At 58.7% G+C, this 25,611-nt stretch carries 30 protein-coding genes; 12 read left to right on the top strand and 18 right to left on the bottom strand.

Features of this window, described 5'->3' with window-relative positions:
* Positions 1 to 253: 253 nt before the first annotated feature.
* The gene (locus CACC_RS02325; protein WP_005277007.1) at positions 254 to 1,561 is read left to right on the top strand and encodes a class I SAM-dependent methyltransferase; all 1,308 of its coding nucleotides are present in this window, start codon (positions 254 to 256) and stop codon (positions 1,559 to 1,561) included.
* Positions 1,562 to 1,572: 11 nt separating this feature from the next.
* Positions 1,573 to 3,075, top strand: coding sequence for an FAD-binding oxidoreductase (locus tag CACC_RS02320; RefSeq protein ID WP_005277005.1), 1,503 nt, complete (start codon positions 1,573 to 1,575; stop codon positions 3,073 to 3,075).
* Between the two features lie 107 nt (positions 3,076 to 3,182).
* On the opposite strand, the gene CACC_RS02315 is transcribed toward CACC_RS02320, so the two are convergent.
* The 7 genes from CACC_RS02315 to rpsH form a co-directional block, all read right to left on the bottom strand.
* Positions 3,183 to 3,323: a hypothetical protein gene (locus CACC_RS02315; RefSeq protein ID WP_005277003.1), complete on the bottom strand. Its 141-nt coding sequence runs from the start codon at positions 3,321 to 3,323 to the stop codon at positions 3,183 to 3,185.
* A gap of 142 nt (positions 3,324 to 3,465) precedes the next feature.
* A complete protein-coding gene (gene rplO / locus CACC_RS02310) occupies positions 3,466 to 3,912 on the bottom strand; it encodes a 50S ribosomal protein L15 (protein WP_005277000.1) in 447 nt (148 codons plus the stop codon).
* Positions 3,913 to 3,915: 3 nt separating this feature from the next.
* On the bottom strand, positions 3,916 to 4,101 hold the full coding sequence (gene rpmD / locus CACC_RS02305; protein WP_005276997.1) for a 50S ribosomal protein L30: 186 nt from the start codon (positions 4,099 to 4,101) through the stop codon (positions 3,916 to 3,918).
* Between the two features lie 3 nt (positions 4,102 to 4,104).
* Positions 4,105 to 4,728 (bottom strand): 30S ribosomal protein S5, encoded by a 624-nt coding sequence (rpsE, locus tag CACC_RS02300; RefSeq protein ID WP_005276995.1) that lies wholly within the window; start codon positions 4,726 to 4,728, stop codon positions 4,105 to 4,107.
* Between the two features lie 40 nt (positions 4,729 to 4,768).
* Positions 4,769 to 5,170 (bottom strand): 50S ribosomal protein L18, encoded by a 402-nt coding sequence (gene rplR, locus CACC_RS02295; protein WP_023016753.1) that lies wholly within the window; start codon positions 5,168 to 5,170, stop codon positions 4,769 to 4,771.
* A 3-nt stretch (positions 5,171 to 5,173) separates the two neighbouring features.
* Positions 5,174 to 5,710, bottom strand: coding sequence for a 50S ribosomal protein L6 (gene rplF / locus CACC_RS02290; RefSeq protein WP_005276991.1), 537 nt, complete (start codon positions 5,708 to 5,710; stop codon positions 5,174 to 5,176).
* A 15-nt stretch (positions 5,711 to 5,725) separates the two neighbouring features.
* Positions 5,726 to 6,109 (bottom strand): 30S ribosomal protein S8, encoded by a 384-nt coding sequence (rpsH, locus tag CACC_RS02285; RefSeq protein WP_005276990.1) that lies wholly within the window; start codon positions 6,107 to 6,109, stop codon positions 5,726 to 5,728.
* A gap of 354 nt (positions 6,110 to 6,463) precedes the next feature.
* Here rpsH and CACC_RS02280 point away from each other — a divergent pair, with 354 nt between their 5' ends.
* From CACC_RS02280 to CACC_RS02260, 5 genes are all read left to right on the top strand, one after another.
* Positions 6,464 to 6,712, top strand: a complete 249-nt coding sequence (locus tag CACC_RS02280; protein ID WP_005276987.1) for a DUF6457 domain-containing protein — start codon at positions 6,464 to 6,466, stop codon at positions 6,710 to 6,712.
* Positions 6,712 to 7,533, top strand: coding sequence for a formate dehydrogenase accessory sulfurtransferase FdhD (gene fdhD / locus CACC_RS02275; RefSeq protein ID WP_005276986.1), 822 nt, complete (start codon positions 6,712 to 6,714; stop codon positions 7,531 to 7,533). The genes CACC_RS02280 and fdhD overlap by 1 nt, the downstream gene beginning before the upstream one ends.
* A gap of 198 nt (positions 7,534 to 7,731) precedes the next feature.
* Entirely contained in the window at positions 7,732 to 8,925 is a 1,194-nt protein-coding gene (locus CACC_RS02270; RefSeq protein WP_005276984.1) for a quaternary amine ABC transporter ATP-binding protein, read from the top strand.
* A complete protein-coding gene (locus CACC_RS02265) occupies positions 8,926 to 9,816 on the top strand; it encodes an ABC transporter permease (protein ID WP_005276982.1) in 891 nt (296 codons plus the stop codon).
* A gap of 34 nt (positions 9,817 to 9,850) precedes the next feature.
* Complete coding sequence (locus CACC_RS02260) at positions 9,851 to 10,753, top strand: glycine betaine ABC transporter substrate-binding protein (protein WP_005276980.1); 903 nt, start codon at positions 9,851 to 9,853, stop codon at positions 10,751 to 10,753.
* Between the two features lie 189 nt (positions 10,754 to 10,942).
* Here the strand turns inward: CACC_RS02260 and CACC_RS02255 are convergent, their stop codons facing one another.
* Positions 10,943 to 11,728 carry a formate/nitrite transporter family protein gene (locus CACC_RS02255; protein ID WP_005276977.1) on the bottom strand — a complete coding sequence of 262 codons (786 nt, stop codon included), beginning with the start codon at positions 11,726 to 11,728 and terminating at the stop codon, positions 10,943 to 10,945.
* A 172-nt stretch (positions 11,729 to 11,900) separates the two neighbouring features.
* On the opposite strand from CACC_RS02255, the gene CACC_RS02250 reads away from it, so the two are divergent.
* Positions 11,901 to 12,884, top strand: coding sequence for a hypothetical protein (locus tag CACC_RS02250; RefSeq protein ID WP_155802694.1), 984 nt, complete (start codon positions 11,901 to 11,903; stop codon positions 12,882 to 12,884).
* Between the two features lie 210 nt (positions 12,885 to 13,094).
* The gene (locus CACC_RS02245) at positions 13,095 to 16,532 is read left to right on the top strand and encodes a choice-of-anchor M domain-containing protein (RefSeq protein WP_005276971.1); all 3,438 of its coding nucleotides are present in this window, start codon (positions 13,095 to 13,097) and stop codon (positions 16,530 to 16,532) included.
* A 145-nt stretch (positions 16,533 to 16,677) separates the two neighbouring features.
* Here CACC_RS02245 and rplE read toward each other — a convergent pair whose 3' ends face one another.
* From rplE to rplN, 3 genes are read right to left on the bottom strand one after another with little or no spacing between them, the layout of a single operon-like run.
* Positions 16,678 to 17,229 carry a 50S ribosomal protein L5 gene (gene rplE / locus CACC_RS02240; RefSeq protein WP_005276969.1) on the bottom strand — a complete coding sequence of 184 codons (552 nt, stop codon included), beginning with the start codon at positions 17,227 to 17,229 and terminating at the stop codon, positions 16,678 to 16,680.
* A 2-nt stretch (positions 17,230 to 17,231) separates the two neighbouring features.
* Positions 17,232 to 17,546: a 50S ribosomal protein L24 gene (gene rplX / locus CACC_RS02235; RefSeq protein WP_005276967.1), complete on the bottom strand. Its 315-nt coding sequence runs from the start codon at positions 17,544 to 17,546 to the stop codon at positions 17,232 to 17,234.
* 4 nt (positions 17,547 to 17,550) lie between these two features.
* The gene (gene rplN / locus CACC_RS02230) at positions 17,551 to 17,919 is read right to left on the bottom strand and encodes a 50S ribosomal protein L14 (RefSeq protein ID WP_005276965.1); all 369 of its coding nucleotides are present in this window, start codon (positions 17,917 to 17,919) and stop codon (positions 17,551 to 17,553) included.
* Between the two features lie 596 nt (positions 17,920 to 18,515).
* On the opposite strand from rplN, the gene CACC_RS02225 reads away from it, so the two are divergent.
* Both CACC_RS02225 and CACC_RS02220 read left to right on the top strand, forming a co-directional pair.
* On the top strand, positions 18,516 to 19,004 hold the full coding sequence (locus CACC_RS02225; RefSeq protein WP_005276963.1) for a hypothetical protein: 489 nt from the start codon (positions 18,516 to 18,518) through the stop codon (positions 19,002 to 19,004).
* Between the two features lie 241 nt (positions 19,005 to 19,245).
* Positions 19,246 to 19,644 carry a hypothetical protein gene (locus CACC_RS02220; protein ID WP_005276961.1) on the top strand — a complete coding sequence of 133 codons (399 nt, stop codon included), beginning with the start codon at positions 19,246 to 19,248 and terminating at the stop codon, positions 19,642 to 19,644.
* Between the two features lie 43 nt (positions 19,645 to 19,687).
* On the opposite strand, the gene CACC_RS02215 is transcribed toward CACC_RS02220, so the two are convergent.
* The 4 genes from CACC_RS02215 to CACC_RS02200 all read right to left on the bottom strand — a co-directional run bounded on the left by CACC_RS02215 (position 19,688) and on the right by CACC_RS02200 (position 23,658).
* Positions 19,688 to 20,515 (bottom strand): ABC transporter ATP-binding protein, encoded by an 828-nt coding sequence (locus CACC_RS02215; protein WP_005276958.1) that lies wholly within the window; start codon positions 20,513 to 20,515, stop codon positions 19,688 to 19,690.
* A gap of 81 nt (positions 20,516 to 20,596) precedes the next feature.
* A complete protein-coding gene (locus tag CACC_RS02210) occupies positions 20,597 to 21,631 on the bottom strand; it encodes a FecCD family ABC transporter permease (RefSeq protein ID WP_005276956.1) in 1,035 nt (344 codons plus the stop codon).
* Positions 21,628 to 22,707, bottom strand: coding sequence for a FecCD family ABC transporter permease (locus tag CACC_RS02205; protein ID WP_050755811.1), 1,080 nt, complete (start codon positions 22,705 to 22,707; stop codon positions 21,628 to 21,630). Before CACC_RS02205 ends, CACC_RS02210 begins: the two co-directional genes overlap by 4 nt.
* Positions 22,708 to 23,658 (bottom strand): ABC transporter substrate-binding protein, encoded by a 951-nt coding sequence (locus tag CACC_RS02200; RefSeq protein WP_005276951.1) that lies wholly within the window; start codon positions 23,656 to 23,658, stop codon positions 22,708 to 22,710.
* Positions 23,659 to 23,758: 100 nt separating this feature from the next.
* Between CACC_RS02200 and CACC_RS02195 the strand changes: the two genes are divergently transcribed.
* Complete coding sequence (locus CACC_RS02195) at positions 23,759 to 24,580, top strand: siderophore-interacting protein (RefSeq protein ID WP_005276949.1); 822 nt, start codon at positions 23,759 to 23,761, stop codon at positions 24,578 to 24,580.
* 71 nt (positions 24,581 to 24,651) lie between these two features.
* Here the strand turns inward: CACC_RS02195 and rpsQ are convergent, their stop codons facing one another.
* From rpsQ to rplP, 3 genes are read right to left on the bottom strand one after another with little or no spacing between them, the layout of a single operon-like run.
* A complete protein-coding gene (gene rpsQ / locus CACC_RS02190; protein WP_005276946.1) occupies positions 24,652 to 24,960 on the bottom strand; it encodes a 30S ribosomal protein S17 in 309 nt (102 codons plus the stop codon).
* 2 nt (positions 24,961 to 24,962) lie between these two features.
* Complete coding sequence (rpmC, locus tag CACC_RS02185) at positions 24,963 to 25,193, bottom strand: 50S ribosomal protein L29 (protein WP_005276944.1); 231 nt, start codon at positions 25,191 to 25,193, stop codon at positions 24,963 to 24,965.
* Positions 25,193 to 25,609 (bottom strand): 50S ribosomal protein L16, encoded by a 417-nt coding sequence (rplP, locus tag CACC_RS02180; RefSeq protein WP_005276943.1) that lies wholly within the window; start codon positions 25,607 to 25,609, stop codon positions 25,193 to 25,195. Before rplP ends, rpmC begins: the two co-directional genes overlap by 1 nt.
* Between the last annotated feature and the right edge of the window lie 2 nt (positions 25,610 to 25,611).

The following is a 25,611-nucleotide window of genomic DNA, read 5'->3' as shown; positions in this document are numbered from 1 at the left end:
AGTAAAGACAAGGAGTCCCAAAGGAACGGTGGAACACTTTTGACCCCATAACCCTACCAGCCTTATATCTGCGTGCCACATCTAACCCGCATTATGTGACAATGATTGCCCATTCTTTCGCGCTTATTCCGCTGGGGGTTTACCATGTTAATTATTGCCCTGCGCAATTTTTTACCCGTAGTTTTCCGGCCTGGCGGTCCCTAAACGCCAAGGTCGTTATTGGTGTGAACCCAACGTTGCGAAAGAAGTCTGAATGAGCAAAAAATTCACGCCGATGACCGTTGCTGAGATCATCGACGTCTTTATCCCTAGTCCCAACCCCTTCCGCTGGGAAGCCTTTGATGGCTCTGCCACCGGCCCTGCCGATGCCGATTATAAGGTCACCATCAATAGCCTCGGCGGACTTGCTTATATCGCCACCCACCCAGGCGATGTCGGATTCGCCCGCGCCTATGTCACAGACGGTATCTCTGTAGAAGGCGAGCACCCCGCCCACCCGTACGGCATCTTCAATGCCTTGCACGCCATGTATGACAAGTTTGAAAAGCCTGGCGCTAAAGACTTAGCGCGCGTGGTTCGTTCGCTGGCTTCCATGGGCGCCTTCCACATCCAGCCGGTGCCCGAGGTAGAGCGCGCCTCTTGGCTGCGCCGCAAGCTGCACGATGGCCTGTCCAAGCACTCCAAGGAGCGCGACGCCGACGTCATTTCTGATCACTACGACGTGGGCAATGACTTCTACGAGCTCTTCTTGGGCGATTCCATGACCTATACCTGCGCCTACTTCCCCACCCCGGATGCCACCCTGGAGGAAGCGCAGGAAAACAAGTACCGCCTCATCTTTGACAAGCTGCGCCTAAAAGAAGGCGACACCCACCTGGACGTGGGCTGTGGCTGGGGCGGCATGGTCCGCTACGCCGCCCGCCGCGGCGTGAAGTCCATCGGCGTGACCTTGTCGCAAGAGCAAGCCGAGTGGGGCCAAAAGAAGATCGAGGAAGAAGGCCTACAGGATCTGGCCGAGGTCCGCTTTATGGACTACCGCGATGTCACCGAAGAAGGCTTTGATGCCATCTCTGCCATCGGCATCATCGAGCACATCGGCGTGCAGAACTACGATGACTTCTTCAAGTTCATGTACAGCAAGCTCAAGGTCGGCGGACTGATGTTGAACCACAACATCACCTACCCGGATAACCACAAGACGCCCAAGGGCGGCTTCATCGACCGCTACATTTTCCCCGATGGCGAGCTCACCGGTTCCGGCAACGTCACCAAGGCCATGCAGGACAATGGCTTCGAGGTCTTCCATACCGAATCCCTGCGCTTTGATTACATGCGCACCCTGCACGAGTGGTGCGAGAACTTAAAGGAGAACTGGGAAGAGGCATGCGACCTGGTAGGCCTGCCCACCGCCCGCCTCTACGGCATCTACATGGCCGGCTCGGAGTGGGGCTTCGAGCGCAATATCATTAACCTCTACCACTTCCTGGGCATCAAGCTCGGTGAGGCCGGCTCCCGCGCCGGCGTGCCTGAGCGCCGTTGGTGGGAAGACAGTCGCTTTTAAAAGGAGCCCATATGACCCTTTTGGATCACTTGCGCGAGCGCGTTTCCGCCCTGCAGCCGCGCCCGGTCGATGCCGTGCGCATCGAGCCCGTGGGCTGGCAGGCCCACCGCGCCGGCGTCGATACCTTGCTGCGCAGCTTCCGCGAGGTCCCCGCTGGCAAGCGCGTGCGCCTGGCCAAGAAGACCTCTAACCTCTTCCGCGGCCGCAGCGAGAATCAGATAGGCCTCGACGTCTCCGGCCTGGGCGGGGTCATCGAGGTCGATCCCCTCGCCCGCACCGCCGATGTGCAGGGCATGTGCACCTACGAGGACTTGGTTGATGCCACCCTGCCGCACGGCCTCATGCCGTTCGTCGTTCCGCAGCTAAAAACCATCACCCTGGGCGGCGCGGTCACCGGCATGGGCGTGGAATCCACGAGCTTTCGCAACGGTCTGCCGCACGAGTCCGTCATCGAGATGGATATCCTCACCGGCACCGGCGAGATCCTTACTTGCTCGCGCGAGCAGAACGTCGATCTCTTCCGCCTCTTCCCCAATTCCTATGGTTCTCTGGGCTACGCGGTGCGCCTCAAGATCGAGCTCGAGCCCGTCCCGCCCTACGTGGAGCTGCGCGAGCAACGTTTCCACACGGTGGAGGAGGCAAGCCGCGTGCTTGCCGATGTCTCCGTCAACCACACCCACGAGGGTGAGACCGTCGATGGCCTAGACGGCGTGGTCTTTTCCGAGGACGAGGCTTACCTCGTCTTCGCGCGCTTTACCGATGAAGAAGGCCCTACCTCCGATTACACGCGGGATAAGATCTACTACCGCAGCCTGCAGCACGCCCAGGGCATGCGGCGCGACCGCCTTACCATCCGCGACTATATCTGGCGTTGGGATACCGACTGGTTCTGGTGCTCCCGCGCATTTGGCGCCCAGAACCCCAAGGTGCGCAAGGTCTGGCCGCGCGAGCTGCGCCGCAGCTCCTTCTATTGGAAGCTGGTGCGCCTGGACCGCAAGTACGAGTTGGAGTACAACTTCATCAAAAAGCCGCACGGCAAGCCGCGCGCCGAGCGCGTGGTCCAGGATATTGAGGTCACCCCGGAAAACCTCCCGGAGTTCCTCCACTGGTTCTTCCAGGCCTCCGATATCCAGCCGGTATGGCTGTGCCCCATCCGGCTGCGCGATGGCGTGGGCGAACTCGTGGGCACCGGCGATATTGCCGCCGAGTCCCAGGACCCCTGGCCGCTCTACCCACTGCGCCCCGGAAAGACGTGGGTCAACGTCGGCTTTTGGTCCGGTGTGGATGGCGATCACGTCGATCCCAGCGCCCCCGGCAACGGCGCCTTCAACCGCGTCATTGAAGAAAAGGTCAATGACTTGGGCGGCCACAAGTCGCTGTACTCCGAGGCCTTCTACTCCCGCGAGCGGTTCGAGGAACTCTATGGCGGGAAGCTTCCCGGTGCCATCAAGGCCGTAACGGACCCCGATGACCGCTTCCCCGGCCTTTTTGAAAAGACCGTGGACGAGGCATAGGACGGCTCCCAAAACCACATAAGGGTGGAACGCTCGTGAAAGCGTTCCACCCTTTTTGCAGCTACGGGCCCAATCTCTGACGAGGCCCGAGACTTAAATCAGCGCGATTACTGCTCCTGGGCCACCTGCGCGGTCTCAGCGTTATCCGGCTGGGACAGCTGCGGGTTGGCGTCAACGGGGCCGGTCGAGCCGGCGAGCGCCAATACGGCGGAGATGACAGCGGCAAGGAATGAAGAAATGGACGACATAGCAAACTCCTAGCTAGTAGGGATGAGTGTTTACGGTGATAACACTACCACTGCCATGCATACGTCCGCATAGATCGACTGCACCCCCTCGCCCCGCACATAGGGTGCGAGAAAAGGGGGTGCAGCTATTGCCTAGTCCAGATTACTTGGTGTTGGCGGAACCGCCAGCAGCCTCAATCTTTTCTACGGCGGACTTGGAGAACTTGTCTGCGGTGACGTTCAACTTAACGTTGATGTCGCCGCTGCCCAGAACCTTGACCGGCTGGTTAGCGCGGACGAGGCCAGCAGCTGCGATGTCAGCGACGGTGATGTCGCCGCCATCGGCAAACTTCTCGGCCAAGTCAGCCACGTTAACAACCTGGTACTCAACGTGGTTCGGGTTCTTGAATCCCTTGAGCTTAGGCAGACGCATGTGGATGGGCATCTGTCCACCCTCGAAAGCAGCGGGAACCTGCTTACGAGCGCCGGTACCCTTGGTACCGCGACCAGCGGTCTTACCCTTGGATGCCTCACCGCGGCCAACGCGGGTCTTGGGCTTATTTGCTCCTGCGGTTGGGCGCAGGTCGTGCAGCTTGATGATATCAGCCATGGTTTACTCCCCTGCCACTTCTTCGACGGTGACCAGGTGGCGAACCTTGTGAACCATACCGCGGATGATCGGGGTGTCCTGCTTGACAACGGACTGACCGATGCGCTTGAGGCCCAGAGCCTCAATGTTCTTGCGGTGGTTCGGCTTGGTGCCCACCAGGCCCTTTACCTGTGTAATCTTCAGAGCCATTGTTTATGCCTCCTGACCTGCGCGCTTGCGCAGCATACGGGCCGGGGTGACCTCTTCGATGGACTTGCCGCGGCGTGCGGCAACCTCTTCGGGGCGGACCAGCTGCTTGAGGCCGTCCACGGTTGCGCGGACGACGTTGAGTGCATTGTCGGAGCCCAGGGACTTCGACAGAATGTCCTGCACGCCAGCGCATTCGAGCACCGGACGAGCAGCACCGCCGGCGATGACACCAGTACCAGGAGCGGCGGGCTTCATCATGACGATGCCCGCTGCGTCGCGACCCTCTACCGGGTGGGTGATGGTGCCGGCAACCATAGGTACGCGGAAGAAGTTCTTGCGAGCCTCTTCTGCACCCTTCTGGATTGCAGCCGGAACTTCCTTAGCCTTGCCGTAGCCAACGCCTACCTGACCCTGGCCGTCACCAACGACGACGAGAGCGGTGAAGGACATGTTGCGGCCACCCTTAACGGTCTTGGAGACGCGGTTGATGGTCACAACGCGCTCGATGTACTTATCGCGCTCGTTGTCCTGCTGGTTACGACGATCGTTGCGACGGCCGTTGCCGCCGCGGTTGTTCTTGTTGTTCTCGGCGGAGCGTCCGCCGTCACGCTGTTCACGGTCCGACATTACGCGATCCTTCCGTTGATGTTTCCGTTGACGATGATCATTAGAACTTCAGACCACCTTCACGTGCGGCGTCTGCCAGCGCAGCGACGCGGCCGTGGTACTTGTAGCCTGCGCGGTCAAAGACGACCTGCTCAATGCCAGCGGCCTTGGCGCGCTCAGCAATCAGTTCGCCCACCTTGGCAGCCTTTGCCTTCTTATCGCCCTCGAGTGCACGGATGTCCGCTTCCATGGAGGATGCGGAAGCCAGGGTGTGGCCTGCCAGGTCATCGATGACCTGGACGTGCATGTGGCGCGAAGAGCGGTGCAGGACCAAGCGCGGGGACTCAGGGGTGCCACGCAGGGTCTTACGGATACGGAAGTGGCGGCGTGCGCGTGCTTCGCGACGACGAGAAGAAATGTCCTTGCCGACTGGAGTGCGCTTCGTGTTTTCAGTGTTTGCCATTGCTTACTTACCCGTCTTTCCGACCTTGCGACGGATCTGCTCGCCTTCGTAGCGAATACCCTTGCCCTTATAAGGATCGTCCTTACGCAGGCGACGGATATTAGCGGCGATCTGTCCGACTAGTTGCTTGTCAATACCGGTAATGGACAGCTTGGTGTTGCCGTCCACTGCGAAGGTGATTCCCTCCGGAGCCTTGATGAGGATCGGGTGGGAATAGCCCAGGCTGAATTCCAGGTCCTGGCCCTTTTGCTGCACACGGTAGCCAACACCAAAGATTTCCATCTTGATGGTGAAGCCCTCGGTCACGCCGATGACGGCGCTGTTGAGCAGCGAGCGGGACAGGCCGTGCAGAGCACGGTGCTTGCGGTGATCATCAGGGCGGGAAACGGTCAAGATGCCGTCTTCCACGTTGATGGTGATCGGATCCGGAACGTTTACGCTCTGGGTACCCTTAGGGCCCTTGACCTCAACGTCTTGGCCGTTGATGTTGATTTCGACGCCGTTTGGTACGGCGATCGGTGCTAGACCGACTCGAGACATGTGTCAAACCTCCCTTTACCAGACGTAGGCGAGAACTTCTCCGCCTACGCCCTTCTCCTCAGCCTGACGGTCAGTCAGCACACCGTGGGACGTGGAAATGATAGCCACGCCCAGGCCGCCCAAGACCTGTGGCAGTTCGGTGGACTTTGCATACACACGCAGACCCGGCTTAGACACGCGACGCAGACCAGACAGGGAACGCTCGCGGTTGTTGTACTTCAGCTCGAGGGACAGGGTGTGGCCCTCAACGGTGTAGTCAGCGATGTAGCCTTCCTGCTTCAAGATGTCAGCAATGTTTGCCTTCAACTTGGAGGTAGGCATCGACACGACGTCGTGGTGTGCGTTACTTGCGTTACGCACGCGCGACAGCATGTCGGCAATAGGATCAGTCATAGTCATATGAGTGACCGTGTACCTTTCTCGTTGCGGTTCCCGTGCTCACCAAAGCGTTTTCCGTGTGATTTCGGGCTACTCACGCTCCTCACGGTCAATACCGCAAGGCGCTCGCCACCCTTTGATTCAGACAACGGTCCGCTATAAACGGCGAGGGGCCTACAACAAAGTTGATGTTCAATTCTTTTTCGGCTCTGCGTTTAACCAGCTCAGCACGCAAAACCCGAAAGGCTTTGCGCGTGCACCGGCTGCAGCGCAGGCACGCCGGAACACTTTACGCCATATCCTGCGGTTTTCCAAATAAATCCCCTGCATTCATTACAGTCGGATACAGCGCCACATAATTGAGGAGTAGTTGAGATGAGTACCGAGAACGAAGATCCGATCCGCACCGCCCACCAATGGCTTGAAGAAGCCGCGCGGCTATTAAACCTCGAGCCCCATGAGGCCACGGCGCTTACCCGGGAACTGCTGGATTTAACCAAGGACGTGGCCCATACCCAATCGCGGCCGGCAGCACCATTGACGGCGTTCGTGGTGGGGTTGGCATCGGCAAGCACGGCAGAAGCCAAGGTAAATATCGAAACCCTCAAGGAGGCGCTGAAGTAATGGCCGGACGCAAGAATGCCACCTTTGCCGTCACGAAGGTCCGCTTGGGCGAGCACGCGCAGGTAGATACCCGCGCCGATACCGTCGCCGGTGAGGAGCCGCTTGAGATTCGCGTGGGTGGGCAGACCATCACCACCACCATGCGCACCCCGGGCCACGACATCGAATTGGCGCACGGTTTCCTCCACTCCGAGGGGCATATTGCCGCGCTTTCCGATGTCACCACTGCCCGCTACTGCGCCGGTGCCACCGTCGAGGGCATGAATACCTATAACCTGCTAGACATAGACTTGGTAAAGAATACGCCGTTGGACTTGAACGATCTCCGCCTGACCACCACGACCTCCGCCTGCGGCGTGTGCGGAACCTCGTCCATCGAAGCACTGGCAAAGAAGTCGCGCTATTCCATCCCCCAGATCCCCGTGGACCCACAGCTGGTGGTCCAGCTGCCGGAGAAGCTGCGCGCCGCCCAAAAGGAATTCCGCAAGACCGGCGGAATCCACGCCGCCGGCGCCTTTACCCTCGAGGGTGAGCCGGTGGTCATCCGCGAGGACATAGGCAGGCACAACGCCGCCGATAAGGTCATTGGCCACCTGCTCATGGAAGAGCGCCTGCCCGCCGATGACCTCATTTTGGTCATGAGCTCCCGCGCCAGTTTCGAGCTGGTGCAAAAAGCCGCCATGGCCGGTTTTGGCATGCTCGTTGCCGTCAGCGCCGCCTCTTCCCTTGCCGTAGAGACCGCCCGCGAGACCGGCATGGCGCTGGTGGGCTTTGCCCGTGCCGATCGCTTTAACCTTTATTCAGGCGCGCTCGCGGAATAATAATTTATTTCAAATATTTAATTCTCCTGTGAAAAACCTCCATTTTGGCTTACACCATCATCCGTGGAAGTGTAGAAAGGTGGTAAAGCCCACAAACGCGCGTTTCGTCTAATCCCCACTATTTATTGCCCTGGGGCCGCGGATGGGTCCATACCTTCCCTATTCACCTCTATCTCTGCGCATTGTCAGGAGGACTGCATGACAGGAATTTCTGCGCGAGGGCTCTACAAAGTCTTTGGAAATAATCCAGATAAGGCGGTTGCTGCTCTAAAAAGCGGCACCAGCCGTGAAGAATTAATGGAACAAGGCAGCACGGCTGCGGTTATAGACGCCTCTTTTGACATCGAACCTGGCGAAATCTTCGTGGTGATGGGCTTGTCTGGCTGCGGTAAGTCCACTCTTATCCGCATGGTCAATGGCCTCTTACCAGCCACAGCAGGCTCCCTTGAAATTGATGGCACCTCCCTCACAGAGATGTCGGAATCCCAGTTGCGCAGCATTCGCCGCGATAAAATTTCCATGGTCTTTCAGCACTTCGCGCTTCTTCCCCACCGCACGGTGGCCGAGAACGCCGCCTACGGCCTCGACATCAAGGGTGTCTCCCGCAAGGAGCGCGAGGAAAAAGCCCGAGAAGCACTGAAAATGGTGGGGCTCGAAGGCTGGGATAATCACTTACCCGGTGAGCTGTCCGGCGGTATGCAGCAGCGCGTGGGCCTGGCCCGTGCGCTTGCCGCGGATACTGACGTCTTGCTCATGGATGAGGCCTTTTCCGCCCTCGACCCGCTCATCCGTAAAGAAATGCAGGATCAGCTAATCAACCTGCAAAAAGAGCTCAATAAAACCATCTTGTTCATTACGCATGATTTGAATGAGGCGATGCGCATTGGCGATCGCATCGCGATGATGCGGGCGGGTGAAATCGTCCAGATCGGCAGCGCTAAGGAAATCCTGCAGCAGCCGGCCAATGACTTCGTGGCGAACTTTGTTCAAGACGTTGACCGCTCACGCGTGCTTTCTGCTGGCGATATTGCCCAGGACACTGCCAACGTGGTCTCCGCGCACGACGATATTTCGACCGCACAGGACCAGCTGCGCGAATCCGACATCCCGTGGGTAGTCGTCGTAGACGAGGATCAACGCCCTACCCGCGTGCTGTGGGAAAAGGATCTGCGGGAGGCCGAAAGCCAAGGCGCAAGCGCGCTCCCTGAAACGGCCGCACACCACATGCACGTGGTGGAAGAAAACACCACCACGTATGAGCTTTTCCAGTTCGCTGCGGATTCGCCTTCCCCCATCATTGTTGCTGACGATGATGGGCGGCTCACGGGCACGATCTCGCGCGAGGTACTCCTTGGTGCCGTAGCCACGGATTCGAAAGAGGTGAACGCCTAAATGGATGAAAACGTCATTCCTCGCATTCCCATTGGGGATTGGACCAATGATGGCATTGACTGGCTTACGGACAATGCCAAGTGGCTCTTTGATGCCTTTAGTGCCCTGATGAAGTTTCTGGTGGAGGGTTTTTCTGAAGCCCTGACCTCCGTGCCAGCCGCAGTCATGCTGGTCATCTTCGCCGTTATCGCTTGGTTCTTCCGGTCGTGGCGCCTCGCGCTAGGGTCCATCATCGGCTTCGTCCTCGTCCTAGGCATGCGGCAATGGGACACCATGCTGCAGACTATGTCTCTGGTCTTGGTCTCCACGCTTACCGCGGTTATCCTCGCCATCCCGCTGGGCATTTGGGCGGCGAAATCAAATACCGTCAGCGCCATCGTGCGCCCGATCATGGACTTCATGCAGACGATGCCAGCCTTCGTGTACCTCATTCCAGCGGTCACGTTCTTTTCCATCGGTGTTGTCCCGGGTGTCTTTTCCACCATCATCTTCGCCCTCCCGCCAGGCGTGCGCATGACCGAGCTAGGCATTCGGCAGGTAGACCAAGAGACCGTGGAAGCCGGCCGTTCCTATGGTGCGACTTCCGGGCAGATCTTGCGCGGTATTCAGATTCCACTGGCCATCCCCACCATCATGGCTGGTATTAACCAGGTCATCATGCTCTCGCTGTCCATGGCCGTTATTGCCGGTATGGTCGGTGCCGATGGTTTGGGTAAAGAAGTGACCTCGGCCATTTCCACCTTGGACGTGGCTCAGGGCGTGGAAGCTGGCCTTGCCGTGGTCATCCTTGCGGTCTTTTTGGACCGCCTGACCGCGGCATTGGGCAATCCCTCCCATTACCCTTCTTCGCTGCTTTCCTTGCTGCGAAAGAAGAAAAACTCCACATCGTAAACCATCTCTCTCCATCTACAGAAAGGGTTTTCTCATGAAAATTCGCAAGACTATTGCGGCCACCTCGGCCGCTGCCCTAGCACTCAGCCTGGCAGCCTGCGCGGATAACGATTCCGACTCGGATGCGAGCGGCTCCGACGGCGATAAGGGCACCATCACCCTGGGCTACCTGCCCTCTTGGACCGATGGCTTGTCCACCGCGTACCTGCTGGAAAACAAGCTGGAAGCAGCGGGCTACGACGTTGAGCACGAAGAGCTTACCGATGCCGCCGTGCTCTACGCCGGCCTTGCCAACGGCGATATCGATATCTACCCCTCTGCATGGTCTGAAAAGACCCACGAGCAGTACATGGACAAGTACTCCGATGACATCGAGGACTTGGGCTCCTACTACGACAACGCCGTTTTGACGTGGGCCGTGCCGGAGTACATGGAGGACATCAACTCCATCGAGGATCTCAAAGGCAAGTCCGCCGATTTCAACGACACCGTCGTGGGCATCGAACCAGGTGCTGGTCTGACCGAGGCCTCCAAGAAGGCCATCGAGGATTACGGCCTAGATGAGGACGGCTACAACCTGTCGACCTCATCTACCCCGGCCATGCTCTCCGAGCTACAGACCGCCGTAGACAACGAGGACGACATCGTTGTGACCCTGTGGCGCCCGTTCTGGGCCAACGCCAAGTTCCCGGTCAAGGATCTTGAGGATCCTAAAGGCTCCTTGGGCGATCCTGAGTCCCTGCACTGGTTGGCACGCGATGGCTTCAGCGACGAATTCCCTGAGGTCTCCGAGTGGCTCGGCGATTTGAAGCTGGACGATGAGCAGTATGGCTCCCTTGAGGACAACGTTGTTAACCAGTTCGAGGAAGGCAAAGAGCCTGACGCCGTCCAGGACTGGCTGGATAAGAACCCCGACGTGGTCAAGGACATTGACTAATCAGTAATTCCTTCACTCCCCACCATTTAAAGGGGGAGTAAAGGAACACAGTAAAGGGTGCAGCTTCTTCCATACTGTGTGGTCGAGGCTGCACCCTTTTGTCATAACCTTGTTTCGGCCCTATACCGGCTCTAAACCAGCTCCAGCGGGGCTCCCCCATGCGGCGAACCCCGCAAGTCACTGCACGGCCTAGTCGCGGTAGTCCTCCGGCCCATTATTGAGCCAGGCGTACACGCCACCGATGAGCAAGCCGCCGCCGATGAAGTTGCCAATCCACACCAGCGTCCAGTTGAGAGCAACATTGCCAACGGTCAGCGCTGCCGGCAGCGGATCGCTGCCGAAGAAGGTGAGCGCAAAGAGGCAGAAATTGGCAATCACGTGCTCCAGGCCTAGGCCCACGAAAATGCCGATAATCGGGACGATGACGATGAACTTCGACACGATTTCCTTGGCAAAGACCGCGCCAACGATGCCCATATTGACCACGAAGTTCGCGGCCATGCCCTCTACAAGCATTCCCTGCGGGGATTTGGTCAGCTTGCCTTCAGAGATGGTGACCAACAGGTGCGAGGGATCCATATTCGCGAGCTTGGCGGACATCCCCATGACGGCGGCAAAGATGATGGCGCCGACAAGGTTAAAGATCGTGGTAATAAGCAGTACGTAGAAAGCCTTACCCCAGGACAAGTGCTTCTGTATCGCCCCGTAGACCATGTACATCATATTGCCCGTGGCCAGCTCCGCACCGAGGATAACGATGGCGAAGAGGCCTAGGCCGAAGAACAGGGCAAAGGTCACGGACCCCAGGCCCGGGGCAAGCCCTTCCACCGCTTGGCCAACGACGCCGGCAAATACGGTGCCGATGCACAGATACACACCGGCGAGGATTGCGCGGACAGAAAATCGTGAAAATGATTGATCGAGTAGGGCGGCCTTTTTCAGGGATCCGGCCTTGGCAGCTTCGTTGAGAGACACCGTTTTTTATTTTCCTTATTTAGCTGTACTTATACGGACAAGAGAATCACGGATTATCGTAGCGCGTTATGCATTCACCGCGTCAATAAAACTAAACAGAAATTATTACTATAAACTTGGTTCACACCCACCCCTATCGTCCCTAATGTCCCTATTTTTCCTCGAAGGTCGCATGGACCACCAAGACCGGCCACGGAGGGAGAGGCCCCAACGTTCTGCGGCGCGATCGCGCCACTCGGCGGCACCCGAAAGCACCACTGCCGCTACGTCCTATTCCCGCAGGACCCGCAGTACGCGCCCCCGGCCATCGAGCAGCGATGTCATAGGAACCCAGCCTAGACGCTCCGGCAGGCACCGTTCCGACGATCGCGATTGGCGGAAGGCAGAAAATCACGCGCGCCGCATCCAGCGCCGCTACCCCAACCGCCGCCTCGAGGAGACCTCTTTGCCCCGGCACCGGAAGAAGCCTTCCGGTTGGGATCGCGTCAAAGATGCGTGGAAGTCTTCCTGGACCCTCCGTATTGCGGCTGGCATCGTGGTAACGCTGCTGGTCATCAGCTCCATCGATCGCAGCATCAGCCCGCCAGAAGGGCTAGAGACCAATGAGGTCAGTGCGGAACAGGCCCCCGTAATTGAGCCATCCGCGGCGGTGGAGATGTTCATTCCTGCCATCGACGTTCATGCGAAGTTCGATGATGACAACTGCCGCGTGCTCGATGGCGCCATCAACCCTGACACCATGGATAAGGCCTGCACCTATACCGCCGATGACCGGCCGTACTCCCTGCCGGGGACCAATGCCGAGGATATCGTCGTCATCGCTGGCCACACTGGCGCAGGCGTGCCTGCCGTATTCAATAAGCTTTACGATGGCGCAGCCAACGAGCACAAGGTCAGCATCGGCGATAAGCTCTACGTCCGCACCAAGAATTCCGACCAGAACTGGCTCATCTACACCGCAACCGATCTCCACGACCCTGATAAACAGGGCCTGGCCGGTGACTCCAGCGTATGGGGCGATGATGCCACGCCAGGCAGGCTGCTGACGATTAGCTGCATCCAGCCCGCCAACCCGCTCGAGGCCGCCGTGCGCAATGCCGTCGTGGGATGGCAATACGAAGGCACCACCCATACCGCGGAGGACAAGAAGTCTTAATCGCTGAGTACCCCTCCGCCACCTACTCCCCCGAACCCCACAGTCCCTACTTCCACCGCCGGAAGTAGGGACTTTTCATATCCTCCCTTTTCCCAGCGCACCGGCATATTTTCTCCTACCTCACTACATGTACCGATAACGGTTTGCAATAGTGTAATATTCGTTTGAATCTACATAAAAGTTCACTGCCTTTAACCTTGGGAGAACCTTATGCCTTTGCGCACCTCATTTGCGCGCTTTGCCACCATAGTGGTGGCCTTGGCGCTCGCGTTATTCCACGCTCCCCTCGCCCTCGCTGGCGATGCCCCGATTGTCCGCACCCAAACACACGTGGATTCCCCGCACGCGGTGTGGCAGGACGGGAACTTCAAGCTCATGTCCAATAGTGCGGGCCTAGTCCCCATCGAGGACACGATCAACTGGGTGAGCCACGGCCGCGTCGACGGCGGCCTAGGAGCCTATGCCTGGCGCGTGCCCGATGACCCACGCTTTGAATTTCTTAAGGCCAAGACAAACCAGCTCATGTACTACGGCGGCCCCGCGGTCGGCTTCCCGAAAAACACCATGCCCATCTGGGCTGGGTTCGGCGCCGCTGCAGATCTACCTACCGATCAATTCCGCGATAAGTCCTTCAACATGGAGATCGTGGACTTTAAGGGCCCCGGCCGCATGGAGCTATTTAGGTACAACGGAGAGGACTACCCCCTCAACCGACTCTGGTCCTCCCACGATCCGGGATTCCGTACCACATGGGTTAACGCGGGAACGCATACGCATAACGCTACGACGTTTACCCGTCCCGGCCACTACGAGGTCACCTACCGCGCTTCTGCGCGAAAGAAGGATGGCACCTTCATCCACTCCGAGCCACAAACCTTAGTCTGGCAGGTAGGCGGGACCAACCCCGCCGAGCGCACGATTACCGATCTTGATGCTGCCTTTAACGACGCCAAGTCTGAAGGCTCCGCAGCCGAAGATTCCGAGTCCGATGCCCCTATGTTCAAGATGGCTCCCTCCACAGCCGATACCAAGGGCGCGAAGGAAGGCATCCTCACCACGCTGTCACTCGATACGGGAAATGCCAAAGACACCGGCCGCGCCGTCTTCACCATCAATGGCCACTACCTTGCCGAGCGCAAGGTAGAAGGCGGTAAGGCATCGTGGGATGAAATGATCGGTGAAGAAAAATCCGACTTCCAAGCCATCTTTATCCCAGACGATGACGCCCCAAGCCCACGCTGGGTATCCGAACCCGTGGAGTTCTGGACCAGCGCCGTCACCGTCAAGGAAAGGGCCGCTAAAGATGACGAAGCCTTTACAACGAAAAGCGGCGAGCTTCCCACTCCCGAAATGGAAGAGATAGAGCCGTTTGACACCGATCCCCTTGAGATCGAGAGCCCAGATATCACCGTATCCACCAGCGAGGTGTATGGCGAGGATAACAATAATATCGACATCACCGTACAGCCCAAAGATGACCGCACCACCGTGCGCGTTACCGGCGGCTTCTATAGAGTAGATGGCGAACCGATGACCAGCCTGCCGGAAAAATATATTGCAGATTGCGAAATCGGCTTTACTTCCGGGCCAGGACAAAGGACGAGCAGGCAACTTATCAATAGCTGTAAGCAGCCCGGCTACCAGCTCATGCTGCGCATCGTTCCTGATTCGCGCTCCGATGCCGGCGGCGCCACGCTATTTAGCCATACTCACAAAGATGCTTATAAGCCGATAGCTGAGACCACCGTCTCGTTCGCAGATGCTCCCGATTCCGCGGACGCTCAGGAACCAGAAGGCTCGGAGAAGCCAGAGAAGCCGCAGGATTCGGAAGAAGCAGAAGAGTCAGAGGGTTCTACCCCATCCAAGAACCCCTCGCCTGAGGTACCTTCCACGACCCCGAAGCCTTCTGTCCCCAATGCCCCCAAACCCAAACCGCAGGGCCCGAAGGATAAGGACACGCCCAACAAGGAGCTCAATCTGCACCGGGGCCACGTGGATATCGCCCCGATCCACGAGGATGGTGAGCTGCACCTGGGTATTAAGGACGAGACGAACCTGTACCACATTGGTGCAATCTGGCGTAAGCCTTCCGATGCCTTCTTCACCGTTCCAAAGCAGGTCAAGTCCACCTTGAACAAGGACATTCCGCATTTTGGAAAGAAAGGCAGCACCGCCTACACCCTGCCAGAGACACAGCGCACCGGCGTGGTGTGGCCGGGAATAAGTACCGAGGATGCTTACAAGGACACCAAGAAGAATTACACCTTTACCTTCACCCCCGTCAAAGCCCCGAAGGACGGCGAATGGTTGGCATACCTGGCTGATCGAACCGGCTTAGACCAGCGCCTTGCCGGCAGTGATGGCACTCATTCCTATACCACCGAAGGCCCAGACCACATGCACCTCAACTGGGCATTCAACAAGCCCGGTACCTATGAAGTCGGTGTCACGGTAGCCGAACAAGACGGCAAGACCACGAAAAAGGCCATTCTGCGCTTCAAGGTAGCTACCGAGGATTCATCTTCTGCTACCCCACCCACCACTGGGAACGATAATGCCACTGAAGGCGGCTCCAACGGCAGCACCGACGGCACGACCGACAACAACGCCCCATCGAAGGAACCAACCCCAGAGTCAAAGGAACCTGCTCCCAGCGAAGAGCCGTCCAAAAAGCGTGAGATCACCAAGGGCCACATCGACTTCGGGCCAAAGGTTGTCGACAATAAGCTCGGTTTCTATGTCAACGAAGACGACCGCCACAACGTGCCTGAAGACGTCGCCCTGCGCGTTCGCGATGCGCAACGCGTGACGGTCCCTGACTCTCTGGCTAAGACGCTGTCCTTTACCGGGAAGGTAAAGACTGGCTCAAAGATTTACCATCTGCCGTTACAACAGGACCATAACGCTGTCTGGCCGGGGTGGGACACGATCAAGGTTGGGCAAGACTACCGTGACGCTGCTATCGAGGTTCGCCCTAAGTCGGCACCTACGGACGGACACTGGTGGGCCGGCCACTTTCCCACTCTCAACGCGCCGGAACGCACCTTAGCCGATAGCACAGGCGTCCATACGATTAAAGGTGTTGAGGACGGTCCTTTCCACGTCCACGCGAACTGGATTTTTACCGAGCCCGGCCGCTATGAGATGGACATGCGCACCGTCAACAACAACGGCGACAAACTCACCGACTGGCACACCGTGACCTTCCTCGTGGGTGATTCAACCACCCAGCCCGGTGGAAGTGACTCCGACGAAGAAAGCGAAAAGGAAAAGGACAAGCCTGCTGGCTCCTCGCAGGATAAGCAGCCAGGCGCTACCAAGCCAGATAAGGATTCGAATAGCACCGGTACTAATAAGCCGAGCTCTGATAAGTCCAAGGCCTCCAACTCGTCTGGCTCAAATGCGGGTGCCAAGGCATCCAAGGGTAATGGCACTGGGAAGTCGGAAGGCTCCAGCAAATCCACTACTGCTAAGGGTGCAGGCGGTGGATCTGGTCCAGGCTCCGGATCCGGCGGAGGCTCCTCCAGCTCTAACACTGGATCCCTGGCCTCCACGGGTGCCAATGTTGGTTGGGTACTCGTGCTCGCCGCACTCTTTATTGCCGGCGGCATAGTATTGGTGAAAAAGCGCTCTAAGGACAGTCAGTAACCCTTAAGCTCCAGAGGTCGTTGCACCGCTCCACTGCAACGGCCTCTCACGGGGAACTGTTTAATTCCTCTAGAATCCACCACTGACATTTAAAACTAGAAAATCCCAACTCCTTGCAGGGAGTTGGGATTTTTTAGCGCTCTATTTACTTGAACGGGAAGCCGAGCTCGCGCAGGAGCTTACGGCCTTCTTCGTCGTTGGTAGCGCTGGTAACGACGGTGATGTCCATACCACGGGGACGATCGATCTTGTCGATGTCGATTTCGTAGAACATGGACTGCTCAGACAGGCCGAAGGTGTAGTTACCGTGGCCGTCGAACTGCTGGTCAGACAGACCGCGGAAGTCACGAATACGTGGCAGCGCGATGGTCAGCAGACGGTCCAGGAACTCCCACATGCGGTCGCCACGCAGGGTAACGCGTGCACCGATGGGCATGCCTTCGCGCAGCTTGAAGTTCGCGATGGACTTCTTTGCGCGACGCAGCTGTGGCTTTTGACCGGTGATAGCGGTCAGATCCTCGAGAGCGCCATTGATGACCTTGGAGTCACGGGCAGCTTCGCCAACACCCATGTTGACGACGACTTTGGTGACGCCAGGGATCTGCATGACGTTGTCATAGTTGAACTCTTCGTTCAGGTTCTTGCGGATTTCCTCGCGGTAGCGAGTCTTCAGACGCGGGGTGTAGTTCTCGCTCATTTTTAGATGTCCTTCCCGTTGCTACGCGCGATACGGACCTTTTTGCCGTTCTCGTCGAAACGGTAGCCCACGCGGGTCGGGTTGCCCTCGGAGTCAACGATCGCAACGTTGGACACGTGGATCGGAGCTTCTTGGGTAACGATTCCGCCGGACTCGGCGCCACGCTCGGTAGCGGAGTTTGCGACGTGCTTCTTGATGCGGTTAACGCCCTCAACAAGGACCTTTTCGCGCTTCGGGTATGCCTCGATGACCTTGCCCTTCGCGCCCTTATCTGGGCCCGAAATGACAATCACCATATCTCCCTTATGGATCTTCATAAGATTAGATCACCTCCGGTGCTAGAGAAACGATCTTCATGAAACGCTTGTCACGAAGTTCACGAGCAACCGGGCCGAAGATACGGGTACCGCGAGGTTCGCTATCGCCCTTCAGAATAACTGCAGCATTCTCATCAAAGCGGATGTAGGAACCGTCCGGACGACGGGTTTCCTTCTTCGCGCGGACGATAACTGCCTTAACTACATCGCCTTCTTTAACGCTGCCGCCTGGAACAGCGTCCTTGACGGTTGCGACGATAATGTCGCCGATGCCAGCGAAGCGTCGGACGGAGCCACCGAGAACGCGGATGCACAAAAGCTCACGTGCACCAGAGTTGTCGGCGACGCGCAGACGCGATTCTTGCTGAATCACTATGGGTCTCCTGACCTGGATTGATGTGTGACAAGATTTCCGTCCTTGCCACACGCGGTCTACAAACTTGCTGTGCTCGAGCCTTTACAACGAACACCGTAAAGCGTCGATGGGTCTCGGACCGGCGATTCGGAAACGCACCGCTACGGACCGACCAGCTCTCGCAACCTTTACATTGAACCACATGGCTTAACTACTTCCAAAACAGTGCAGACGCAGGATTTTCACCTCCGTCAATCACCCCCGGGGGTAGAAAAATTCTATTTTAAGAAGGTGCTACATTTCGATTTTCTGAAAATTGACCAATCCAGGTGTCCGAATTCATGACACTATTTTACTGTTCTTCTTTTTTCAGATCGACCATTCGAACTCGCCTGGGCTAGCTTTCCCGAGTTCGAAGCTGTCGCATACACCGCCGTAAACAGCTTCTAAACCTACCTTTTACTTCCTGCTTTACATCGGATAAGCGCGATACACCCCGCTCCTTCAAAGCGCTTCAGCGGCAAAATAATTGACTACTAATCAAACGATTACTGATCTGTTATTTGAGGTCAGCTTCCCAGTTCCCTTACCCCTCAGTCGCCCTAAGGAGAAAAATGACCCGTTTACCAAAAGCCCTTACCGCTGCAGTATTAACCGGTGCACTCACTTTCGGTGCCACCCCTGTCTCTCCAGCACCGCAAGCAAATGCAGATTCTCGGCGCATACCCGTTATCGCAGCCGCGACTATTGTCATCGGCGGCATTACTTGGTACCTCGCCAAAGACGGCATTACATATATTAAGGACCAGTCTCGTACGGATATGGAGCCTACCCCTGAGGAAAAAGCTGCGTCCCAAGAAATGATCCAAAACAATAAAGAGGAAGTGATCGCTCAAGGCGGCATAGTCGAGGAAGAGACTCCAGTTGAGGCTCCCACAGAAGCCCCGCATGAACCGCCAGTTGAGACAAAATCCGTTGATGCTCCACGCGGCATGCCTGCCGAAACTGGTTCAAACTCTATTGCACGGCTTATCGCTGCCCTAAGTTTGGCAGTGATGATCTTAGGCGGGGTCTTTACAGCGTGTAGGACCTTTTTCGCGTAATTTGCTGCCCTAAACATGAGCTTTCTATGGGCTCACTGTCAGACTTTTCGGTAAGAAGAAATGGCCCATATAAGCACTTGGTTCTCTTTGTAGCTGATCTCATTCCTTTGAATTCACACGGCGACGGGTCTAACTACTTACTCTGTGTAATAGTAGGAAGATCCGTTACTTGTGGTTTTATAGTTTTCAATGTAGCTAAATACAATTCCGATGCGACTAATCGAATAGTAAGATCACAGTTATGTCCTCCTACACCAAACGCACGCTGTGGATACACCTGGGCCTATTCCTCTTAGCGTTCCTCGCCTTCATCCTCCCCGTCGTCGTTGGCACCGCAGCCCTGCTCCCACTGTGGCTCTCGGGTGGATTAAGCATCGCCCTGGCAGCGGCCGCGCTTATCGATGCCGCCTTTAAGTTCTTCGCTCCCGCTTCCCCACGCAGTCTCAAGCTGCTCTCCGGAATCGCCGGCATCGTGCTGCTGGTGGGCTGGGGAATCTGGATCTACATCTACGGAAATATGGCGGAAGTAGGCACGGGAACCTACCGCATTGGCAATTTCCTCCTCAGCGTCGGCTGCGTGCTCAACCTCTTCATCATCGCGATTTCGGTTTTGGATATCCGCCGGTTGGCGCGGCAGTAGCCGATCTGAGCAACACGCTCCCCGCGCTTAGCGGGGGGAGCGCTTACTTGTCGCTGGGGAGGACGCGGCGGGGGACGATAATGGGGGCATCGCCAAGCGGGTCGTCCCAGGCCTCCGCCTCGATGCCATAGGCCTGCGCCAATACCTTGGGAGCCAGCGCCTGCTTCGGTGCGCCGCGAGCGATGATATCGCCGGCCTTCATCACGACCATGGAATCGGAGTAGTGGCCCGCGAGCATGAGATCGTGCAGGACCACAACCACCGTTTTGCCGGCGCGCGCCTGTGCGCGAGCCAGCTCCAGCATGCTCATGGCGTGGGCGGGGTCGAGGAAGGTCGTGGGTTCATCGAGAAGCAGCACCGGCGTATCTTGCGCGAGCGCCAGTGCGAGCCACACCCGCTGGCGCTGCCCGCCCGACAGCGAAGCGATATCGCGATCGAGGAAGTCCACAATCTCCGTGGCTTCGCAGGCCTGGGCGATGATCTCTCGGTCCGTAGGAGAAAGGCCTCGCATCCTGCCCTGATAGGGGTGGCGCCCGCGCGCGACCAACTCGCCTACCCGCAATCCATCGGGGGCCACAGGGTGCTGCGGCAGCAGCGCCACCTGCTGCGCGGCTTCCTTCGCGTTCATCGCATGCAGGTCAGCCTCCCCGACCATGACGCTGCCCTGCCGCGGGGCCAGGATTTTAGACAGCGTCTTGAGCAGCGTGGACTTGCCACAGCCATTGGGCCCGATGAGCGTGGTGACCTCACCGGCGCGGGCGTGCAGATCGACACCGGCGAGGATATCCTCACCGTCCTTATATCCCGCATGGATGCCGGTGGCCTGGAGGCTGCACCGGCGCTTCGAGCGCGTGGGCTGATTATCCGTCATATCTTTTCCTTCATCCACGTACGACTGTGTAGGACTTTGTGGTTGGCTCGTTTGTCCGCTCGCTGTGGCGCGCCACAGCGTTTAGGTGCGCCGGGCCGCATTCCACACCAATACCACCAGGGCGCAGCCGCCGATGACCGAGGAGACCGCACCCACCGGCGCATTGACCGGAATCGCGCCGGCGATAACGGCGCACACGGTCAGCAGCGCCGCGCCCGCGGCTGCCGATGCCACCGGCGATGGCGTGGGCGTGCGCGCCACCATCCGCGCCAGGTGCGGTGCCAGCAGCGCGATAAAGCCAATGGGCCCAACCACCGAGACCACCACGGCGCAGATGCCGGTTGCCGCAATGAGCAGCAGGGCGCGCTGGCGGGAGATATTCACGCCCAGGGTGGTGGCAGAGGAATCATCGTGGGCAAGCAGCGGCAGCTCCCGCGCGCACCAGATGCCTATGGCGAGAAACGGCGCTAACGCCATGAGTAAAGGCACGATGACCTCCATGCGCACGAACCCGGTCGAGCCCGCCAGCCACGTTTGTGCCTCGGCCGCGCGCTGAATCTGTGCGCTGCGCATCAAATACGCCACAACGGCCTGAAACATCAGCGATAAAGCGATGCCGACGATGACAATGCGGTTGCTCGTGCCGATGCCACCCAGGACGGCGAGGAGGATGACAACGAGGAGGGCGCCGATCATCGCCAAGCATGCCCGCCACCAGAAGTCCGGGATGCCGTCCGCGAAACCGGGGCGCGAATGTACTGTACCCAGCACGACCAGGACCGATGCGCCGCCGGTCACGCCCAGGATATCGGGCGATGCCAGCGGGTTGCGGGCCATGGTCTGCGTCCATGAGCCGGCCACGCCGAGGGCGGCGCCGACGATGACGGTGGCGATGGCAACAGGCAGGCGCAAGTCCCACACCACCCTGATGTGGCTCTCGCTGCCGCCGCCAGTGAGCACATCGAGGACCTGCCGCGGGCTCAGGTCCAAAGGTCCTTGCCCCAGTAACACCAGGTACGCGGCGAGGGCGATAAGTCCAAATACCAGCGTGGCGGCGAGCACGCGGACGTGCCTGCGACGCTGCTGCGCTTGCAGGGTATTGCTTATTGTTGTCATGCGTTATCGCCCCACGCTCTGCCCACGCCGCGGTGGGCGCCCCAAATGAGGAAAGGCGCGCCCACTATGGCAAGCACGATGGACATTTCTAGCTCCGAATTACCCACGATGAGCCGGCCGATGATATCGGCGGCGAGCACGGCACAACCGCCCAAGAGCGCGGAAGGCAGGATCATCGTGGCAACGCTCGGGCCAACCACCCGCCGCACGATGTGGGGAATGGCAAAACCAACGAAAGCAATGGGACCCGTTGCCGCCGTCGCGCTGCCGGCTAGCACCACGACGCTTAGCGCCGCGCCCACCCGCGCGGTGGTAGGGGATCCGCCCAAGGCGAGCGAGGACTCCTCCCCCATGGCCAAAAGGTCAAGCGGCCTGGCCGCCATCGCCGCGCACGCCAGGCCGATGAGCAGGCCAATACCCGCAATGGCGACGTCTTCTGGGCCGCGCCCAAAGGTCGAGCCGATGGTCCATCGCCGCATGCTATCGAGGACGTCCGTGGAATACAGGCCGATGATCACCGCGCCCGATCCCAGGGCTGCTGAGACGCCGGCGCCGACCAGAATGAGCGTTAGCGGATCCTGAAACCGTCGCGAGACGGCCAGAACCAGCAGCGTGGTAATGCCCGCGCCGACGAGCGCGAGGGTGGTACGCATGCCGGTGGTGGTGGCGATGCCAATGGCCGTGCCCAGGGCAACGAAGAACGATGCGCCTGCGGTAATGCCGATAAAGCCCGGGTCCGCCAGCGGGTTCCTGGTCCACGATTGCGCCAAGACACCGGCGACGGCAAGGGCCGCGCCGGCGAAATAGGCCAAGAAGGTGCGCGGCATGCGCAGGTTCCACACGATATCGCGGATATCCTGCTCGCCTGCCCCGCGCAGCGCGGCGATGACCTCATCAGGCGGAATGGAACGGGAACCCAGCGCCAAGGACGCCACCGCCAGTGCCAGGCTGGCGAGGATAAGGGCGACAAGGAACGTCTTGCGCCCCTTTCCCCGCGCCATCACCGGTGTGGCTGTGCGGCTTTCCGCCGTGGATCCCGTCTGGATATTCTGGCTGCCCTTCGTGGTTGCTGACAATTACAGCTTCTCTTCAAACTTATCTATTGCCCAGGGGATAGTCACTGGGTTCGGCATGCTCATGGCGTTACCGGTATCCGTGTCCAGGTAGCGCACGCGCCCATCCTTGACAATATCGAGGCCTTGGAAGGTTTTATCCTTCTTCAAGACATCTGCGGAGCCGTTATAATCCAGGACAAAGAGGTGTTCAACCTGGTTGAGCTTTGCGTAGTTTTCCGGGGCAATGTCGACGAAGAAGCTGCTGCCATCGCCCTTCAACTCATCGGGGATCTCCATGCCAAGATCCTCGATGAACTGTCCGCGCCCGTCCTCATCGGTGTACAGGCCAATCTTTCCGTCATAAGGCATAACGATGGCCGCGGACTTGCCCTGCAATTCGGTGTGCTCGCGGCGGAATTCCTCGAAGGCCTTTTCGGTGTCCTTGATGAGCTTTTCGCCGTCGTCTTCCTTATCCACGGCGTCCGCAATGGCCTCTACCTGCTTTTCCCAGGGAATCTGCCAGTCTTCATACCCATCCGGCTTGACGGTAGTCGGCGCGATTTCTTCCAGGGATTCCTTCGCGCGAGCATCCACCGCCTGGTTCACCGCAATGATCTTGGTGGGATCGGCAGCGGTGATCTGCTCGAAGGTCTCCGCGGTGAAACCAGTTGCGGTGTTGTAGATGGTCTCAGGCTTGGCATCGCCAAGCAGCTTCTTTGACCAAGGGCCAACACCGGAAGGATCGCCGTCGCCCTCAGCGCCCCATGGCGCCACCGTCACGGGAGTGATGCCCAAGGCGAGCAGCGTATCGGCATCGCCCAAGCCCAGGCTAGCCACGCGCTCCTCGCTGGCGGCTTCGGTGGACGACTGCGTGCTTTCGTCGCCCTCACCGCGCGAGCAGCCGGCTAAGGCCACGGCTCCGGCGGACAGCAGTGCCACAACACCCATGGTGCGGCGTCCGAAAATCTTCATGAGGCTAACCCTTTCAATAAAGGAGGTAAATGACGTGGCATATCCTATCCTCCCCAAAAGAATTAGGCAAGGCTTAACTGTGCCCAGGTATGTTGGACGCATGAATTCTTCCTTACAATCGTCCACGATGCCTGAACACGAATTGATCCCCGTTACCCTCACCGCCAATGAGCAGATCCGGCCGCGGCTGCACCGCCTGACGTTTCACGCTGAGACGTTCCGGACGTATGAGCTCGCCGGCCCCGATGAATACTTTGGCCTCGTCATGCCGCAAGCCGGGCAGGAATTTGCGCCCTTCCCCGTCGATGGCGTCAATATCCGCGCGGCGGTGGCCGCTATGGACGAGGAAACGCGTCCAGACCTGCGCTGGTACACCATACGCGCGCTGCACCCTGAGGACGCGACTGTCGATGTCGATGTGGTCACCCACGGCGATTCCGGCCCCGGCTCGCGGTGGATTCTGCGCGCGCAACCCGGCGATACGGCGGGGTTCTTTACCTGCAACGAGATGTGGCGGCCGACAGAGGCTGCGCAGCTATTGGTCGCCGATGCCTCTGCCCTGCCTGCCCTGCGGCACATCCTTGCCTTTCAAGAGGAACATGACCCGGCGAAGCTCGCTTCCACCGACGTTGTAGCGGTGGTCACTAGCGATGACGAAGTAGAACCCGGGCTCGCGGCTAGGTGGGAGCCCAGCGTGCGCAGCCTGCGTGTCCTTCGCACCGAGCCGCACCAGGAGGCGGATTCCGTCGTTGCCGCGCTGGAAGCAGATTTTGCCGGTGACTCGGTGCCAGGGTACGTGTGGGTCTCCGGCGAGGGAGATTTGGCAAAGAAGGTCCGCGGCCTCGCGGTGAAAGGCTGGGGCTTGCCCACCGACGACGTCACCTGGGTGCCCTATTGGTGTTATGGAAGGGCCCGTCCTTAAGAGCCCTAAAACAGCGAGAGGCCCCTGCGCCCAACAATGTGGTCCGGTACAGGGGCTGCGCTGGCTAGAGTTTACTTAGCCTTCTCGATGATCTTTACGAGACGGAAGTGCTTGTCCTTGGACAGCGGGCGGGTCTCAGCGATACGTACGAGATCGCCTACGCCTGCGATTTCTTCCTCATCGTGCGCCTTAACCTTCTTGTTAGAGCGCATGATCTTGCCGTACAGAGCGTGCTGCTTGCGGTCTTCGATCTCGACGACGATGGTCTTGGACATCTTGTCCGAGACGACGTAGCCGGTGCGGACCTTAGGAGCACCCTTGACCTTCTCCTTCTTCGGAGTTGGTCCCTTCTTGGATTCAGTCACGTTAGCCTCACTCATGATTAAGCCTCAGCTCCCGGAGCGACAGACAGGCCCAGCTCGCGCTCGCGCAGAACGGTGTAGATGCGGGCAATGTCGCGCTTAACCGTGCCGATGCGGCGGTTGTTGGTCAGCTGGCCGGTGGCCTTCTGGAAACGAAGGTTGAACAGTTCTTCCTTCGCATCCTTCAGACGGGTTTCCAGCTCTGCGTTGTCGAGCTCACGGAACTCGTGGGCGGGGGTACCGGTTGCCATTAGAACTGGTCCTCCTTCTTGATGATGCGGACCTTGCAAGGAAGCTTCTGGCCAGCGCGGCGCAGAGCCTCGATTGCAACAGCCTCAGTTGGGTAGCTCATCTCGAAAAGTACGCGGCCAGGCTTCACGTTAGCCACCCACTTCTCAACCGGGCCCTTACCGGAACCCATACGAACACCGAGCGGCTTCTGGGTCAACGGACGGTCCGGGAAGATGTTGATCCACACCTTGCCACCACGCTTAACGTGGCGGTTGATGGCAATACGTGCGGCCTCAATCTGACGGTTGGTGATGTACGCAGGCTCCAGTGCCTGGATTGCGTAATCGCCGAAGTTAATGCGGTTTCCGCCCTTGGACACGCCACGACGGCTCGGGCGGTGCTGACGGCGGTACTTAACACGCTTAGGAATCAGCATGG

Origin of the sequence: Corynebacterium accolens (assembly GCF_023520795.1) — a bacterium.
GTDB lineage: Bacteria > Actinomycetota > Actinomycetes > Mycobacteriales > Mycobacteriaceae > Corynebacterium > Corynebacterium accolens.
Note: the sequence above shows the minus strand (reverse complement) of the source record. Positions and strands in the feature narration are given on the sequence as shown.